The 14,633-nt window shown below is 71.6% G+C and carries 13 protein-coding genes and 1 pseudogene; 12 read left to right on the forward strand and 2 right to left on the reverse strand.

The window, feature by feature from the left end; genetic code table 11:
• Positions 1-58: 58 nt before the first annotated feature.
• Positions 59-724, reverse strand: a complete 666-nt coding sequence (locus ACY34I_RS28320) for a GntR family transcriptional regulator (protein ID WP_462758094.1) — start codon at positions 722-724, stop codon at positions 59-61.
• Positions 725-851: 127 nt separating this feature from the next.
• Here ACY34I_RS28320 and ACY34I_RS28325 point away from each other — a divergent pair, with 127 nt between their 5' ends.
• From ACY34I_RS28325 to ACY34I_RS28375, 11 genes are all read left to right on the forward strand, one after another.
• Positions 852-1,709: an isocitrate lyase/PEP mutase family protein gene (locus ACY34I_RS28325; protein WP_462758120.1), complete on the forward strand. Its 858-nt coding sequence runs from the start codon at positions 852-854 to the stop codon at positions 1,707-1,709.
• Between the two features lie 40 nt (positions 1,710-1,749).
• Entirely contained in the window at positions 1,750-2,754 is a 1,005-nt protein-coding gene (locus ACY34I_RS28330; protein ID WP_148795862.1) for a Bug family tripartite tricarboxylate transporter substrate binding protein, read from the forward strand.
• The gene (locus ACY34I_RS28335; RefSeq protein WP_222870474.1) at positions 2,751-3,323 is read left to right on the forward strand and encodes a tripartite tricarboxylate transporter TctB family protein; all 573 of its coding nucleotides are present in this window, start codon (positions 2,751-2,753) and stop codon (positions 3,321-3,323) included. The genes ACY34I_RS28330 and ACY34I_RS28335 overlap by 4 nt, the downstream gene beginning before the upstream one ends.
• On the forward strand, positions 3,323-4,858 hold the full coding sequence (locus ACY34I_RS28340; protein ID WP_462758095.1) for a tripartite tricarboxylate transporter permease: 1,536 nt from the start codon (positions 3,323-3,325) through the stop codon (positions 4,856-4,858). Before ACY34I_RS28335 ends, ACY34I_RS28340 begins: the two co-directional genes overlap by 1 nt.
• A 21-nt stretch (positions 4,859-4,879) precedes the next feature.
• A complete protein-coding gene (locus ACY34I_RS28345) occupies positions 4,880-6,304 on the forward strand; it encodes a bifunctional 2-methylcitrate dehydratase/aconitate hydratase (protein WP_462758096.1) in 1,425 nt (474 codons plus the stop codon).
• Between the two features lie 2 nt (positions 6,305-6,306).
• Positions 6,307-7,485: an MFS transporter gene (locus ACY34I_RS28350; RefSeq protein WP_148795868.1), complete on the forward strand. Its 1,179-nt coding sequence runs from the start codon at positions 6,307-6,309 to the stop codon at positions 7,483-7,485.
• A gap of 188 nt (positions 7,486-7,673) precedes the next feature.
• The gene (locus tag ACY34I_RS28355) at positions 7,674-10,046 is read left to right on the forward strand and encodes an acylase (protein WP_462758097.1); all 2,373 of its coding nucleotides are present in this window, start codon (positions 7,674-7,676) and stop codon (positions 10,044-10,046) included.
• 189 nt (positions 10,047-10,235) lie between these two features.
• Positions 10,236-10,388 carry a hypothetical protein gene (locus ACY34I_RS28360; protein WP_462758098.1) on the forward strand — a complete coding sequence of 51 codons (153 nt, stop codon included), beginning with the start codon at positions 10,236-10,238 and terminating at the stop codon, positions 10,386-10,388.
• Between the two features lie 318 nt (positions 10,389-10,706).
• A complete protein-coding gene (locus ACY34I_RS28365; RefSeq protein ID WP_462758099.1) occupies positions 10,707-11,657 on the forward strand; it encodes an NADP-dependent oxidoreductase in 951 nt (316 codons plus the stop codon).
• Between the two features lie 343 nt (positions 11,658-12,000).
• Positions 12,001-13,341: an AAA family ATPase gene (locus ACY34I_RS28370; RefSeq protein WP_462758100.1), complete on the forward strand. Its 1,341-nt coding sequence runs from the start codon at positions 12,001-12,003 to the stop codon at positions 13,339-13,341.
• The gene (locus tag ACY34I_RS28375; protein ID WP_462758101.1) at positions 13,338-13,733 is read left to right on the forward strand and encodes a hypothetical protein; all 396 of its coding nucleotides are present in this window, start codon (positions 13,338-13,340) and stop codon (positions 13,731-13,733) included. Before ACY34I_RS28370 ends, ACY34I_RS28375 begins: the two co-directional genes overlap by 4 nt.
• Positions 13,734-13,841: 108 nt before the next feature.
• On the opposite strand, the gene ACY34I_RS28380 is transcribed toward ACY34I_RS28375, so the two are convergent.
• Complete coding sequence (locus ACY34I_RS28380) at positions 13,842-14,231, reverse strand: hypothetical protein (RefSeq protein ID WP_462758103.1); 390 nt, start codon at positions 14,229-14,231, stop codon at positions 13,842-13,844.
• A 16-nt stretch (positions 14,232-14,247) separates the two neighbouring features.
• Between ACY34I_RS28380 and ACY34I_RS28385 the strand changes: the two are divergent.
• Positions 14,248-14,525 (forward strand): annotated as a pseudogene (locus ACY34I_RS28385) (winged helix-turn-helix domain-containing protein); the annotation flags it as partial.
• Positions 14,526-14,633: the final 108 nt, after the last annotated feature.

Raw genomic sequence — 14,633 nt, forward strand, 5'->3', positions numbered from 1 at the left:
GAACACCCCGGAGCGGGGCCGGTCCCATCGGGCCGGCCCCGCTTCCCGTTCCCGGCGCCTAGCCGGGTACGGCGCCGGCGGCTTGGGCGGCGGAGTTGGCGCTCTGCTCGACGTGTACTCGCATCGCTTGCTCGGCCCGTTCGGGATCGCCGCTGGCCAGGGCCTCGTAGATGGCCTGGTGTTCGGTGACCGCGAGGTCCGGCCGGCCGGGCTCTCGAGTGGACAGCGACCGGTAGCGGTCGACGTGCCCCCGGATCTGGTGCAGCAACTGGTCACACCAGCGGTTCTCGGCGATCTCGGCGATCCGGGCGTGGAACTCCCGGCCGATGCGCAGCACCTCGGTCTCGTCGCCACGTAGCCGGTGCATCAGGTCGATCAGCCGGGCCAGCGCGTCGAGGTCCGGCTGGGTCATTCGGGTGCAGGCGTCCCGGGCCAGCAGCCCCTCGAGGCGGGCCCGGATGTCGTAGACCCGGCGAATGTCGGCCGGGTCGAGCGGGGTCACCCGGGAGCCGCCGGTGGGCAACTGGTCGACCAGTCCCTCGGCGATCAGCAGCCGGAGCGCCTCGCGTACCGGGGTCCGGCTGACACCCAGCGTGCTGGCCAGCTCCGGCTCAGTGAGTCGGGCGCCCGGCTGGAACTCGCCCGAGATGATCTTGGCGCGCATCAACTCGTACACCGCCTGCGCGCCGGACTGCCGCCGCAGATTGGCCTGCCCTCTGGTCACCGTCTCATCCTGCCATGACTCGTTGCCCGCTGCACTATTGCATACAAGTACCCACGGCGTTACGGTCTCGTTCTCAGCCGGAGAAGTTCCTGGTCCGGCTCGCAAGCGAGGGAGAGCGCCGTTGTCCATGAGTCCCGCCCAGCAATTGCGTGCCCGGTTGGCTGGCCCAGGGATCGTCGTCGCGCCCGGCGTCTACGACGGGCTGTCAGCGCGGATCGCCGCCCTCGCCGGCTTCGAGGCGGTGTACGTCAGCGGCGGCGCGGTGGCCCGCAGCAGCGGCGTGCCGGACCTGGGACTGCTGACCATGACCGAAGTGCTGGGCCGGCTGCGCGAGGTGGTCGATGCGGTCGACGTGCCGGTCATCGCGGACGCCGACACCGGGTACGGCAACGCGCTCAACGTGCGCCGCACCGTACGGGAGTTCGCCCGGCTGGGCGTGGCGGCGCTGCACCTGGAGGACCAGGTCACCCCGAAACGCTGTGGGCACTACGAGGACAAGCAACTCATCTCCGTCGACGAGATGACCGGCAAGGTCCGGGCCGCGGCCGACGCCCGCGGCGACGACGGCCCGCTGCTCATCGTCCGCACCGACGCGATCGCGGCGGAGGGCTTCGACGCCGCGATCGCCCGCGCGCACGCCTACGTCGGGGCCGGCGCCGAGATGCTGTTCATCGAGGCGCCCACCTCGGTGGCACAGATCGAGCGGGTGGCCGACGAACTGCCCGTACCCCTGCTGATCAACATGTTCGCCGGCGGGAAGACCCCCCTGATGAACGCGCAGGACCTGGCGCGGCTCGGCTTCAAGCTGATGATCGCGCCGTCTGACCTGCAACGCGCGGCCATCCGGGCGATGCAGGACACCGCCCGGGAGTTGCGCGAGAACGGCTCCACCGACCGGCTGGCCGGCAGGATGGCGACCTTCACCGAGCGTGACGACATCATCGGCCTGCCCAGCTACCGCGAACTGGAATCTCGATACGCCTGACGAACCACGCCACTCCTTCATCCCCCATAGGAGAAGCACCATGCGCATCACCAGAACCGGCACCATCGCGGCCGTGTTGGCCGCGCTCGTCGCGACCGTCTCCGCATGCGGCGGCGGGTCCGCCAAAGGCGGCGGCGATCAGGGCGCGAAGCAACTCGCCCGGCTCAACATCATCGCCCCGGCCGCGCCGGGCAGCGGCTGGGACCAGACCGCCCGGGCGGTGCAGGACTCGCTCCAGAAGGCCGACCTGGCCCGCCAGGTCGAGGTGACCAACGTCCCCGGCGCCTCCGGCACCGTGGCGCTCGCCCAGGTGGCGCCGCAGAAGGGCAAGAAGGACCTGCTCATCATGTCCGGGCTGGCCATGATGAGCGGCGTCCTCACGAACGGCACGGACGTGACCCTGGACGATCTCACGCCGGTAGCCCGGCTGATCGGCGAGTACGAGACGATCGTGGTGCCGGCAAGTTCGCCCTACCAGAAGCTCGACGACCTGCTGGCCGCGATCAAGGCGGACCCGAAGAAGGTCCCGATCGCCGGTGGCTCGGCCGGCAGCGCGGACCAGATCTTCATCGGCCTGCTGGCAAAGGAGGCCGGAATCGACCCGGCCAAGGTGAACTACGTGCCGTTCTCAGGCGGTGGCGAGGCCACCACCGCGCTGCTGGGCAACAAGGTCGCCGCGGGCGTCGCGGGCACCGGCGAGTTCCAGGAGCAGGTGAAGGCTGGCAAGCTGCGGGCGCTGGTGGTCTCCGCCGCGAAGCCGGTGGAGAGCATGCCGGGCGTGCCGACCATCGCCGACGTCGGTCACCCGGGGGTCGAGTTCTACAACTGGCGCTCGATCATGGCGCCGAACGGGCTGACCGCCGAGCAGAAGAAGGCGTACGTGGACGCGGTCACCGCGATGCACGCCTCGGACGGGTGGAAGACCACGCTGAAGGAGCGGGCCTGGGAGGACACCTTCCTGGCCGGTGACGAGTTCGGCACCTGGCTGGGCCAGGAGCAGACCCGGGTGAGCGGCGTCCTGACCGAACTCGGACTGGTGAAGTGACCTCTCCGACCGACCAACCCGGCACCGCCGGCCCGGTCGAGGGTCCGACCCCGGTCGGCGGGGTACCGCCGACCGGGGCGGCCCGGGGCCGGATCGCGTGGGGTGAACTCGCGTTCGGCGTACTCCTGTCGGCGGTCGCGGTGACCGTGCTGGTCGACGCGGCCGGACTGCCCGCCTCGACGTCGGCCTCCGGCGTCGGCCCGGCGTTCTTCCCAACCATCGTCGGGGTCGCCCTGCTCACCGTCGCCGCCGCCCTGATCGTCGCGGTGCTCCGGGGCCACCGGGGCACCCCCGACGAGGGCGAGGGTGACGTAGACCCGTCCCACACCCAGGTCCGTCCGGCGCTGCTCGTGGTCGGCGCGGTGCTCGCCCACGGGCTGCTGCTCGACCTGGCCGGCTACCTCGTCGCGGCGTTCGTCGCGTTCTGGGGCATCGCGTACGCGCTGGGCGCGCGCCACCCGGTCCGTACCCCGGCGATCTCACTCGCCGTGGCGGCGGTCGTCTACCTCGGCTTCACCTACGGCCTCGGCATCGACCTGCCTGCGGGCCCGCTGGAAGGGATCGGCTGATGGACGGAATCAGCGAGCTGCTCGCGGGCTTCGCGGTCGCCCTCACCCTGGCCAACCTCGGCTACGCGCTGATCGGCACGATCGTCGGCACGATGATCGGGGTGCTGCCCGGCATCGGGCCGGCACTCACCATCGCCCTGCTGCTGCCGCTGACATACGGCCTCGAACCGTCCGGCGCGTTCATCATGTTCGCCGGCATCTACTACGGCGCGATGTACGGCGGCTCCACCACGTCCATCCTGCTCAAGACCCCCGGCGAGTCCGGCTCGATCATCACCGCGATCGACGGCAACAAGATGGCCCGGGCCGGCCGGGGAGCCGCCGCCCTGGCCACCGCCGCGATCGGCTCGTTCCTCGCCGGCACCATCGCCACCGGCCTGCTGGCCGTGGCCGCACCGAGGATCGTCGATCTGGCCGTGCGCCTCGGCGCCCCCGACTACCTGGCGCTGATGGTGCTGGCCTTCATGTGCGTTGGTTCGCTGCTCGGCGGGTCGATGCTGCGCGGCTTCGCCAGCCTCGGCCTCGGCCTGGCCATCGGCCTGGTCGGCATCGACTTCCAGAGCGGGCAGGCGCGGCTCGACTTCGGCCTGGTCCGGCTCCTCGACGGCATCGACACCGTGCTGCTCATCGTCGGGCTGTTCGCCATCGGTGAGGTGCTCTACGTCGCCGCGCACCAGCAAGCCAGCACCTTCGGCATCGCCTCGGTCGCCGGACAGCGCTGGATGACCCGGGAGGACTGGCGCCGATCCTGGAAGCCATGGCTACGCGGCACGGCGATCGGCTTCCCGCTCGGCACCATCCCGGCCGGCGGCTCGGAGGTCCCCACGTTCCTGTCGTACTCACTGGAGCGCCGGCTGTCCAGGCGGCCGGAGGAGTTCGGCAACGGCGCGATCGAGGGCGTCGCCGGGCCGGAGGCGGCGAACAACGCCAACGCCGCGGGCGCGCTGGTCCCGCTGCTCACCCTGGGCATCCCCACCTCCGCGACCGCCGCGGTGATCCTGGTGGCCTTCCAGCAGTACGGCATCCAGCCCGGGCCGCAGCTCCTGGACACCGAGCCGGCGTTGGTCTGGGGACTGATCGCCAGCCTGTTCATCGGCAACGCGATCCTGCTCGTGCTCAACCTGCCGCTGGTCGGGCTGTGGGTGAAGATGCTGCACATCCCCAAGCCCTACCTGTACGCCGGCATCGGCCTGTTCGCCCTGGTCGGCGCGTACGCGGTCAACGGCTCGTCGTTCGACGTCTACCTGCTGCTGGTGGTCGGTGTCCTGGGTTACTTCATGCGTCGCTTCGGCTTCCCGATCGCCCCGCTCATCGTAGGCGCCATCCTGGGCCCGCTCGCCGAGTTGCAACTGCGCCGGGCGCTGGACATCGCCGGCGGCGACCTGACCACCCTGGTCAGCACCCCGTTCACTGTGACGGTCTACAGCCTCCTAGTGCTCGTGCTGTGCGTCCCGGCGCTGCTGCGGCTGCGGACCCGGCGAGCCCAGCAGGCCGCCGGCGTCCCAACCCCAGACCGCGAATCCTCCACCGTCTAGCACGATCCGATAGGAGAGCTGATGTCCGCCGCCTACGACGACGTTCTGGTACAGATAGCCGAGTATGCCGCCCACCCGGAGCGGATCGAATCCGAGCTGGCCCTGCGAACCGCCCACCTGTCCTTCCTCGACGCCACCGCCTGCGCCTTCCTCGGGCTGGCCGACGCCGAGTGCCGGCGGACCGCGGAGCCGCTGTTCCCGACCGCCGCGCCGCACCCCAGCCGGGTGGTGGCGACCGGCTACGCCACCGACCCGGTGCAGGCGGCGTTCAGCACCGGCACGCTGATCCGCTGGCTGGACTTCAACGACACCTGGCTGGCCCTGGAGTGGGGCCACCCGTCGGACAACCTGGCCGCCATCCTGCCCCTGGCCGACCACCTCGCCCAACGGGCCCGGGCCGCCGGCGGCACCCCGCCGACCGTACGCGACGTGCTGGTCGCCATGATCCAGGCGCACGAGATCCAGGGTGTGCTGGCCCTCGGCACCGCGCTCAACCGGCACGGGCTGGACCACGTCGCGTACGTCCGGATCGCCTCGACCGCAGTGGCCACGCGGCTGCTCGGCGGTTCCGAGGAGGACATCCGGCGGGCGCTCGGGCACGCCTGGGTCGACGGCGGTGCGCTGCGCACGTACCGGCACACGCCGAACGTGACCTGGCGTAAGTCCTGGGCGGCCGGTGACGCGGCCAGCCGGGCGGTCCGGCTGGCCTACCTGGCGCTGCGCCGCGCGGAGAGCCCGCGTACCCCGCTGACTGCGAAGGGCTGGGGGTTCCAGGACTCGCTGCTCGGCGGGCACCAGGTCACCCTGCCGCAGCCGCTCGGCAGCTACGTGATGGAGAACGTGCTGCTCAAGCCGTGGTTCCCGGCCGAGTACCACGGCCAGACGGCGGTCGAAGCCGCCTTCCGGCTCGCCCCGACGGTAGGCGACCGGGTCACCGAGATCGACCGGATCGAGATCCGAACGCACGAGGCGGCGGTCCGGATCATCGACAAGACCGGCCCCCTGGCCAACCCGGCCGATCGGGATCACTGCCTGCAGTACATGGTGGCCATCGCCCTGCTGCACGGCCGGCTCGACGAGGAGCACTACACCGACGAGGCGGCGACCGACCCCCGGGTGGACGCACTACGGGAGCGGATGATCGTCACCGAGGACCCGGAGTACAGCCGCGCCTACCTCGACCCCGCCGAGCGGGCGGTGGCCAACGCGCTGCGGATCACCTTCTCCGACGGCACCGACACCGGTTGGCACGAGATCCGCATCCCGATCGGCCACCCGCGACGCCGGCCCGAGGCCGAGCCGCTGGTGCGGGACAAGCTGCGCCGTGGGCTCGGCGCGGCGCTGCCCGACGAGCGCGCTGAACTGGTGGCCGAGAGCCTCGCCGATCGGGACGGCCTCCTCGACACGCCAGCCGACGACCTGCTCGATCTGCTCGTTGTGCCCTGACCGTGCGCCCACGCGACTCGGTACGGGCCGCCGGTTGGCCGTGGGCACTGCTCCTGCACACCGTGCTCCTGCAGTCGGTCACATTCCTGCTCCGGCCCACCACGTCGTACCGGGCGCTGGAACTTGGCGTCCCGGCCGCGTGGCTGGGGGTCATCTCGGCCAGCTTCGCGGTGCTGCCGCTGCTGGCCGCCGTGCTGATCGGCCGGGCGACGGACCGGCACGGGGAACGCCCCGCCCTGCTGGCGGGCGCGCTGCTCGTGCTGGTCGCCGCCGCCGGCCTGACCGCGTTCGCCGACGCGCTGACCGGGCTGGTGCTGTGGAGCGCGGTGCTCGGCCTCGGCCACCTGTTCTCCGTCGTCGGGCAACAGGCGTGGGTGGCCCGATCCACGGTCGACGCCGGGCTGGACATCGCCTTCGGGCGTTACACGTTCGCCGTGTCGCTGGGCCAGGCGGTCGGGCCCGTCCTGATCACCGTGCTCGGCGGCGGCGGCCTGGTCCCGGACACCGAACGGGTCTTCGCCGGTGCGCTCGCCGGTGCCGGTGCGCTGCTCGCCACCGGCCTGCTGCTGCGGCCCCGGCCGCAGCCCTCCGCGGCCGGCCGGCCGGGTCGGGGCGACCGAATGGGTACGGTGCTGCGGATGCCCGGGCTCGGCCGGGCCATCCTGGCCAGCCTCACCGTGCTGGCCGCCGTCGACCTGCTTGTCATCTACCTGCCGGCCCTCGGCGCCGAGCAGGGCATCGCGGCGCGCGTGATTGGCGTACTCCTGGCGTTGCGGGCCGGCGCCTCGATGGTGTCGCGGCTGTTCCTGGGCGCCCTGGTCGAGCGGATGAGCCGGATGCGGCTGCTGGTCGGCAGCATCGCCGCGTCCGCCGTGGCGGTGGCGGTGCTGGCGGTCCCGCTGCCGCTATGGGCGCTCGGCGTCGCGGTGGTCGCCGCCGGTCTCGGGCTGGGCATCGGGCAGCCGCTGACCATGTCCTGGATCACCCTGGCCGCTCCACCCGGGGCGCGGGCCACCGCGCTCGCGCTCCGGCTCAGCGGCAATCGGCTGGGCCAGCTCGTCGTACCGGCAGGGGTAGGACTGGTGGCCGCCAGCGCGGGGGTGGCCGGTGTCCTGCTGACCACCGCGGTCGCGCTCGGCGCGGTGGCCGTATCCACGGCCCGCGGCTCACCCGGACGGTGACCGCCGGTCGTCGTCGGCCAGGTCGTAGCTCGCCAGCCGCCATTCCCCTCCGGGCAACCCCGGAGGAACCTGGGTGATCTTCCCCGATGGCCGGACCGGCCGGCGCCCCTAGCCTGGGTCGGGAGTAGACACTCGACATACGGGGAGGACTTCCGAGTGACCCAGCCACACCCTCAGCGAGTCGCCCGATGAGGCCGCGCCGGATCGCCGCCGCGACCACCGCCGTAGTTCTGGTCGCCGCCGGCCTCACCGCCACCACCAGCCCGGCCGCCGCCCACGGCAACGGCTACTCGGCCCTCATCCAGCGCGCCTCCTACGGCGTACCGCACATCACCGCCCACGACTTCGCCAGCCTCGGCTACGGCGTCGGCCACGTCCAGGCCGAGGACAACATCTGCACCATCGCCGAAACCGTCGTCACCGTCCGCGCCCAACGCTCCCGCTGGTTCGGTACGTCCGGCGACGCCGCGGTCAACGTCACCAGCGACCTGTTCCAGCAGAAGGTCATCGACGACCGGGTCGCCGAACGGCTGCTCACCGGCCCCCACGACGGCCTCCACACGCCCTCCGACGAGGTACGCGACCAGATCCGCGGCTTCGTCGCCGGCTACAACGCCTACCTTCGCCGCACTGGGGCGGCGAACCTGACCGACCCGGCCTGCGCCGGCAAGCCGTGGGTGCAGCCGATCACCGAGCTGGACCTGTGGCGGGCCCACTGGACCAGCATGGCCCGCGCCGGCTCCGCCGGGCTCGCCGACGGCATCGTCGCCGCCGCCCCACCCGGCAAGGGCGCTCCCGCGCAGCCCGGCGAGATCACCGGCCAGCTCCCCGCCCCGGAGGCGGCAGCCCTCGTCGCCGCCCGCGACGGCGCGCCGGCCGGGGTGGGCAGCAACGCGTACGCACTCGGGCGCGACGCCACCGCCAGCGGGTCGGGCATGCTGCTGGCCAACCCGCACTTCCCGTGGGACGGCCCTGACCGGTTCTACCGGATGCACCTGAAGATCCCCGGCTCGTACGACGTCGAGGGCGCGGCCCTGGTCGGCGACCCGCTCATCGAGATCGGCCACAACGGCCGGGTCGCCTGGAGCCACACCGTCTCCACCGCCCGCCGCTTCAGCTGGCACCGGCTCACCCTCGTTCCCGGCGACCCGACCAGCTACCTGCACGACGGCAAACCCCGGCAGATGACCGCCCGCACGGTCACCGTCCAAACCCCCGACGGGCCCGTCAGCCGCACCCTCTACGACACCCACTTCGGCCCCGTCGTCGTGGTGCCCGGCCGGTTCGACTGGACCGCCGACACCGCGTACGCCATCAGCGACCCCAACGCGGCCAACAACCGCGCCCTGGACGGCTGGCTGGCCATGGGACGCGCCCGATCGGTGGCCGACCTGCGGGCGGTGCTCGACCGGCGGCAGTTCCTGCCCTGGGTCAACGTCATCGCCGCCGACAGCGGCGGCAACGCCCTCTATGCCGACCACTCCGTCATCCCCCGGGTCACCGACGACCTCGCCGCCACCTGCATCCCCGCCGCCTTCCGCAACCTCTACGCCGGCAGCGGCCAAGCCGTCCTCGACGGCTCCCGCTCCGCCTGCGAGCTGGGCCGGGATTCGGACGCCGCGGTGCCCGGCATCCTCGGCCCGGCGCACCTGCCCACGCTGGTCCGCAACGACTACGTGACCAACTCCAACGACAGCTACTGGCTCGCCAACCCACAGCAACCCCTCGAAGGTTTCCCCCGCATCATCGGCAACGAGCGGACCGAGCGCAGCCTGCGCACCCGGCTCGGCGTCCACCAGGTCCGGCAGCGCCTCGCCGGCACCGACGGGCTCCCCGGCACCCGCTTCACCACCGGCAACCTGTGGGCGGTCACCCTCGGCAACCGCGCCTACGGCGGCGAACTGGTCCGCGACGACCTGGTCAAATCGTGTATGGCCAACCCGGTCGCCACCGCCTCCGACGGCACCCGGGTCGACCTGACCGCCGCCTGCGCCGCCCTGCGCGGCTGGGACCTGCGGGTCGACCTCGACAGCCGGGGCTCGCACGTGTTCACCGAGTTCGCCCGGGCCGGCGGCCTGCGCTTCGCCGACCGGTTCGACCCGGCCAACCCGCTCACCACGCCGAGTCGGCTCGCCGTCGACGACCCTCGGATCCGCATGGCGCTGGCCGACGCCGTCCAGTTGCTCGACGGCATCCCGCTCAATGCCCGCCTCGGCGACATCCAGACCGAGCCGCGCGGCGCCGACCGCATCCCGATCCACGGTGGCTGGCCCGAGGCGGGCGTCTTCAACATGACCATCAACGTGGTGCAGCCCGGCGTCGGCTACCCGAAGGTGCTGCACGGCACGTCGTTCCTGATGGCCGTCGAGCTGGGCCCGAACGGGCCGTCCGGCCGGCAGATCCTCACCTACTCGCAGTCCGCCAACCCGAACTCGCCCTGGTACGCCGACCAGACCCGGCTGTACTCGGGCAAGGGATTCGACACCATCAAGTTCACCGAACGGCAGCTCAAGGCCGACCCGAACCTGGTCACGTACCGGGTGGGGGAGCGCCACGGCTGACCGGTAGGGGGTGTGGGCCCCGTGCTATCGCCCTCGCTCCCGGGGCGGAATTTGGGATCGTGGGCCGGCCGCCGAACGGGCCGAGGCGGCCGCCCACCTGACCGAGCATCCTCGAAACCGAGTCCCCGGCTGTGCACCGCAGGATAATTTCCCGATATGGGCATCACCGGCGGGATAGCATGCTTCTTTGTGATCGTCGTCATTGTGGCGCTCATCCTGTTCTGGGTGGTGCGTTACGGGCTCGGCCCGAAGCAATCGACGCCGGCAAACGAGGTGGGCGAGGAGTTACCACCGCCACCGGACGATCCAAAGCCGCCGCAGCACCCGCACGACCGTCGCTGACGCGGCGACCGACCGGTCCTGGCGCACCAGATCAGGAAGACGCGCAGGTCGGAGTTCGTCCGGCGGGGTCCATGTACGTCTGACACCCCGGGCTGTCGTCTGGCCGCGTCCTGCCGTTGCTGTCCTCGCCCGGTTCCGTGGCTGTCTGTCAGCGCTGCTGTCAACAGCGACGCCAGCGCGCTTCTGCGCGAAGGGGCAAGGGGTTGCGGAAGTCCGGCAGGCGGCTGCCGAACCGCCAGATAATGCGGGAGTTGGCCTGCGTTTGTCTCCAGGGGCGGCGGGCTGATCGGCATGTGATCGGGAGGGAGCAGCCGTCGGATGAGCACGATGCACGCCGTGAGAGCTCACACCAGGGGCGGGCCGGAGCAACTCGTGTACGAGGAGGCGCCGCGGCCCGAGCCGGGGCCGGGTGAGGTGTTGGTGGCCGTGAAGGCCGCTTCCATGACACCCACCGAGCTCACCTGGCCGCAGACTTGGACGCACAGCTCAGACTGGTCCGGACCTGAGCGCACCCCGATCATCCCGTCGCACGAATTCTCCGGAGTGGTCGCGGCGTCCGGGGTAGGGGTGGAGAGCCCCGCCGAGGGGGAGGCCGTCTACGGGTTGATCCCTTTCACCCGCAATGGCGCGGCCGCCGAGTACGTCGCCCTGCCCGCGGCCGTCCTGGCGGCCAAACCCGCCACCGTTGACCACGACCACGCCGCGGCGCTCCCACTGGCCGCGTTGAGTGCCTGGCAGGCACTGGTGGACCACGCCGACCTGCAGGCCGGCCAGCACGTGCTGGTGCAGGGCGGCGCCGGCGGCGTGGGGAGCTACGTGGTGCAACTCGCGGCCGGTCTCGGTGCTCGCGTGAGCGCCACGGCGGCGGCGGCCGACCTGGAATTCGTCAAGGGTCTGGGTGCCGAGCAGGTCATCGACTATGCGCACGACCGCTTCGAGGATCACGTTCGCGACGTGGACGTGGTCGTTGATCTTGTCGGAGGAGCCACGCAGTCGCGGTCCTGGTCGGTCCTGAAACCGGGCGGTGTCCTGGTCACCCTCGTCACCCCACCCGACCAGCAGGAAGCAGCCCGGCACGGCGTCCGCGGCGTGTACTTCATCGTCGAGCCCGACCAGAACGCGTTGCGTTCCATCGCCGAGCTCGTCGACGACGGCCGATTGAGGCCGGTGCTGGACCGCGTGCTGCCCCTCACTGAGACGCGCTCAGGTTACGAGGCACTCGAGACGGCCAAACGCCGCGGCAAGATCGTCATCCACGTCGCTGACTAGTCATGCGGAAGACCTGCGGTCGATGGAAGCCAAGAGCATGGGCGCCACCATGAACACGCGCCTATCCCAGCAGGTCCATGGGCAGATCAGCGACCAGCCTCCGCCACGTCCACGTCTACCACGCTCCACCCCTTCCCCGAACGAGAAGACGCTAGGGCCCGCTATGAACCGAAACGACGTCGCCGCGGCTGCACGTACCTGAATGCGACGATCACCGTAGCGCCGGGTGGGGAGCGCCGCCGCTGACCGGCGGTGCGGGCCGGTGGCGTCCGCCAGCGGCCCGCACCCGGCTCGTATGGTGACGGGACCGCCGCCCGCTCGGGCACGGCCGGGAGGGGGAGGGATGCTCGCAGGATTGTCGATGCCGCCCGCCGTCGAGGCGGAGCGGGTGATCACCGCCGTGCTCGCCGACCTGCGCTCCGGCGCGCATCGGGGTGTCGTGGTTGACTCGCCGCCCGGCGCCGGAAAGTCCACCCTCGTGGTCCGCGCCGCCGTCGAACTGGCCGCCGCCGGCGAGCCGCTGATCATCATCGCGCAGACCAACGAGCAGGTCGACGACCTCATCGACCGCCTCGCCCGCAAGGCCCCCGAGCTGCGCATCGGCCGGCTCTCCGCCACCGACTACAAGCCGACCGACCGGGTGGAGAACCACGAGACGGTCCGGGTCGCCGCCAAGGTTGCCGACCTCGCCGCCTCGGCCGTCATCATCGGTACGGCCGCGAAGTGGGCCACCGTCGCCGAGGGCAGTTGGCCGTGGGCGATCGTCGACGAGGCGTACCAGATGCGCTCCGACGCCCTGCTGCGCGTGGCCGGCCGGTTCGAGCGGGCGCTGTTCGTAGGTGACCCCGGGCAGCTCGACCCGTTCTCCACCGTCGAGACCGCCCGCTGGACCGGTCTCACCTGGGATCCGATGCAGTCGGCGGTGGCAACCCTGCTGCGGCACAACCCGGACCTGCCCGTTCACCGGTTGCCCGTGTCCTGGCGGCTGCCCGCCACCGCCGCGCCGGTCGTGGCGGCGGCGTTCTACCCGTTCACCGGCTTCCGCGCCGGCACCGGCCACGCCGACCGCGCCCTCACGCTCACCGAGCCCGGACCCGGCGACGCCTACGACGCGACCGTGGACCTGGCGGCCGCCACCGGCTGGGGGCTGTACGAGCTGCCGGCCCGGCACACGCTGCGTACCGATGGGGAGGCCGCGGCGGCCTGCGCGGCCCTGGCCCTGCGGGTGCTGGCCCGGGGCGCGGTCGCGATCTCCGAGCAGGCGCCCGACGGCGCGCCGGTGACCGCGGACCGGATCGCCATCGGCGCCGCCCACCGCGACCAGGTGGCGGCCATCCGAGCCCGGCTAGGTGCGGCCGGCGCGGGCATTACCGTCGACACCGCCAACCGGCTGCAGGGCCGGGAGTATGACGTGACGGTCGTGCTGCACCCGCTGTCCGGGCGGCGGGACGCGACGGCGTTCCACCTGGAGTCGGGGCGGCTGTGCGTGCTGGCCTCCCGGCACCGGCACGCGTGCCTCGTGGTGGCGCGGGCCGGGATCACCGAGCTGCTCGACGCGCACCCGTCAACCGAGCGGGTGCACCTGGACGTGCCGGTCAAGTTCCCGGACGGCTGGGAAGCCAACCACACCATGCTTACCCACCTCGCCTCGGTGGCAGCTGGGGCGGCAGGCTCGCGGGTGTGAGTTACGACCTCGCCGTATGGGAAGGCGACCGGCCGTCGGACGATGCTGCCGCGGCGGCGCTGTTTGAGCAGCTCTACGAGAAGTACCTCGACAAGGAATATCGCGTCCCGCCGACACCACGCATCCGGGCCTACGTCGAGGCTCTGCTGGACCGCTGGCACACCGAGGAAGCGGACGACGAGGACGTGGACGACGACGACTGGGAAGACGACAGTCCCTGGTCGACGGGCGGGTTGATGAACAGCGCCTCCGGACCGATCGTCTACCTCGCCATGGTCTTCAGCAGATGTGAGGAGGTGTCGGCCGGCGCCGCACGCATGGCCGCCGACCGTGGCCTTGTCTGCTTCGACCCGCAGATGAGCCGCCTGCGGCCAGCCGCCGGCGAGCCGTAGGCCGGGCCATAAGCCCGGGTAACTCCAGGCCAAACCATGTCCACACTGCCTAAACCGTTTGCTGAGCGCCGAACGCCAGCCCCCGCTGAGCGGTAGAAGCGCCAGGGATCAAATGTCAGTCGGGTACAACTCCAGCCTCACGCCGCGAAGCTCAACCCAGCACCCGTCGGCATCAGGCGGCACTCCGGCGATGTCCACCAGCGCCAGGCCGCCGCCGACTTTGATCGTTGCGACCTCATTCCCGTCCGCCGGCCGTTCGATCCGTCCACGGATAAGCAGGGCGTCACCGAGGGCCCCAATGAAGTCGGCAGCCTCATTAGCGAACACAGCGGACTGGCCCCAGTGCAGTGCGTCGGGAATGTCGAGCTCGACGTCGATGTCCTGGCCGGGTGCCGGTAGGTCAGCATCGCGCCACACTCCGGACGCGACCCCAGCAGCGCAAGCAAAGGTCACCGTCGGCGGCGCAGCCTCGACCACGTTCAGGACCTGAACCCGCACAGTTCAGAATGATTAGCAACGTTTGACAGCGACCCGCAAGGAGTTCGACCTGCTGATGGCGTTGGCCCGGCAGGCGGGCACGGTCGTGTCCCGCGAACGGTTGCTGATGGACGTATGGCAGGCGCCCCGACCGCGGCCCTCGCCGCCGTCGGTGCCGCGGTGATCGCGCTCGGCGCGGTGCTGACCACCTGGAAGGCCGGACACAGCCCCGACGTCCACGTCGCGGCCCTGCGCGGCAAGCTCGACGACGCCGGCCTGGTGGAGACCGTACGCGGGGTGGGCTACCGGCTGCGGCCCGAGCTTACGGCACCGGCCGATTCTCAGATCATCCTCAAGAAATCCCGCTCCGTCGGCCACTGGCGGCATGGCTGGCGTGTGCTGTCGGCAAAGTGTCATCCCCCT

It is taken from the genome of Micromonospora sp. RTBAU3-60 (assembly GCF_054963695.1).

Excerpts from the sequence above, each read along its gene's own strand:
- ACY34I_RS28325 (WP_462758120.1), top strand. The coding sequence starts at position 852 with ATGAGTCCCGCCCAGCAATTGCGTGCCCGGTTGGCTGGCCCAGGGATC.
- ACY34I_RS28330 (WP_148795862.1), top strand. The coding sequence starts at position 1,750 with ATGCGCATCACCAGAACCGGCACCATCGCGGCCGTGTTGGCCGCGCTC.
- ACY34I_RS28340 (WP_462758095.1), top strand. The coding sequence starts at position 3,323 with ATGGACGGAATCAGCGAGCTGCTCGCGGGCTTCGCGGTCGCCCTCACC.
- ACY34I_RS28345 (WP_462758096.1), top strand. The coding sequence starts at position 4,880 with ATGTCCGCCGCCTACGACGACGTTCTGGTACAGATAGCCGAGTATGCC.
- ACY34I_RS28355 (WP_462758097.1), top strand. The coding sequence starts at position 7,674 with ATGAGGCCGCGCCGGATCGCCGCCGCGACCACCGCCGTAGTTCTGGTC.
- ACY34I_RS28365 (WP_462758099.1), top strand. The coding sequence starts at position 10,707 with ATGAGCACGATGCACGCCGTGAGAGCTCACACCAGGGGCGGGCCGGAG.
- ACY34I_RS28370 (WP_462758100.1), top strand. The coding sequence starts at position 12,001 with ATGCTCGCAGGATTGTCGATGCCGCCCGCCGTCGAGGCGGAGCGGGTG.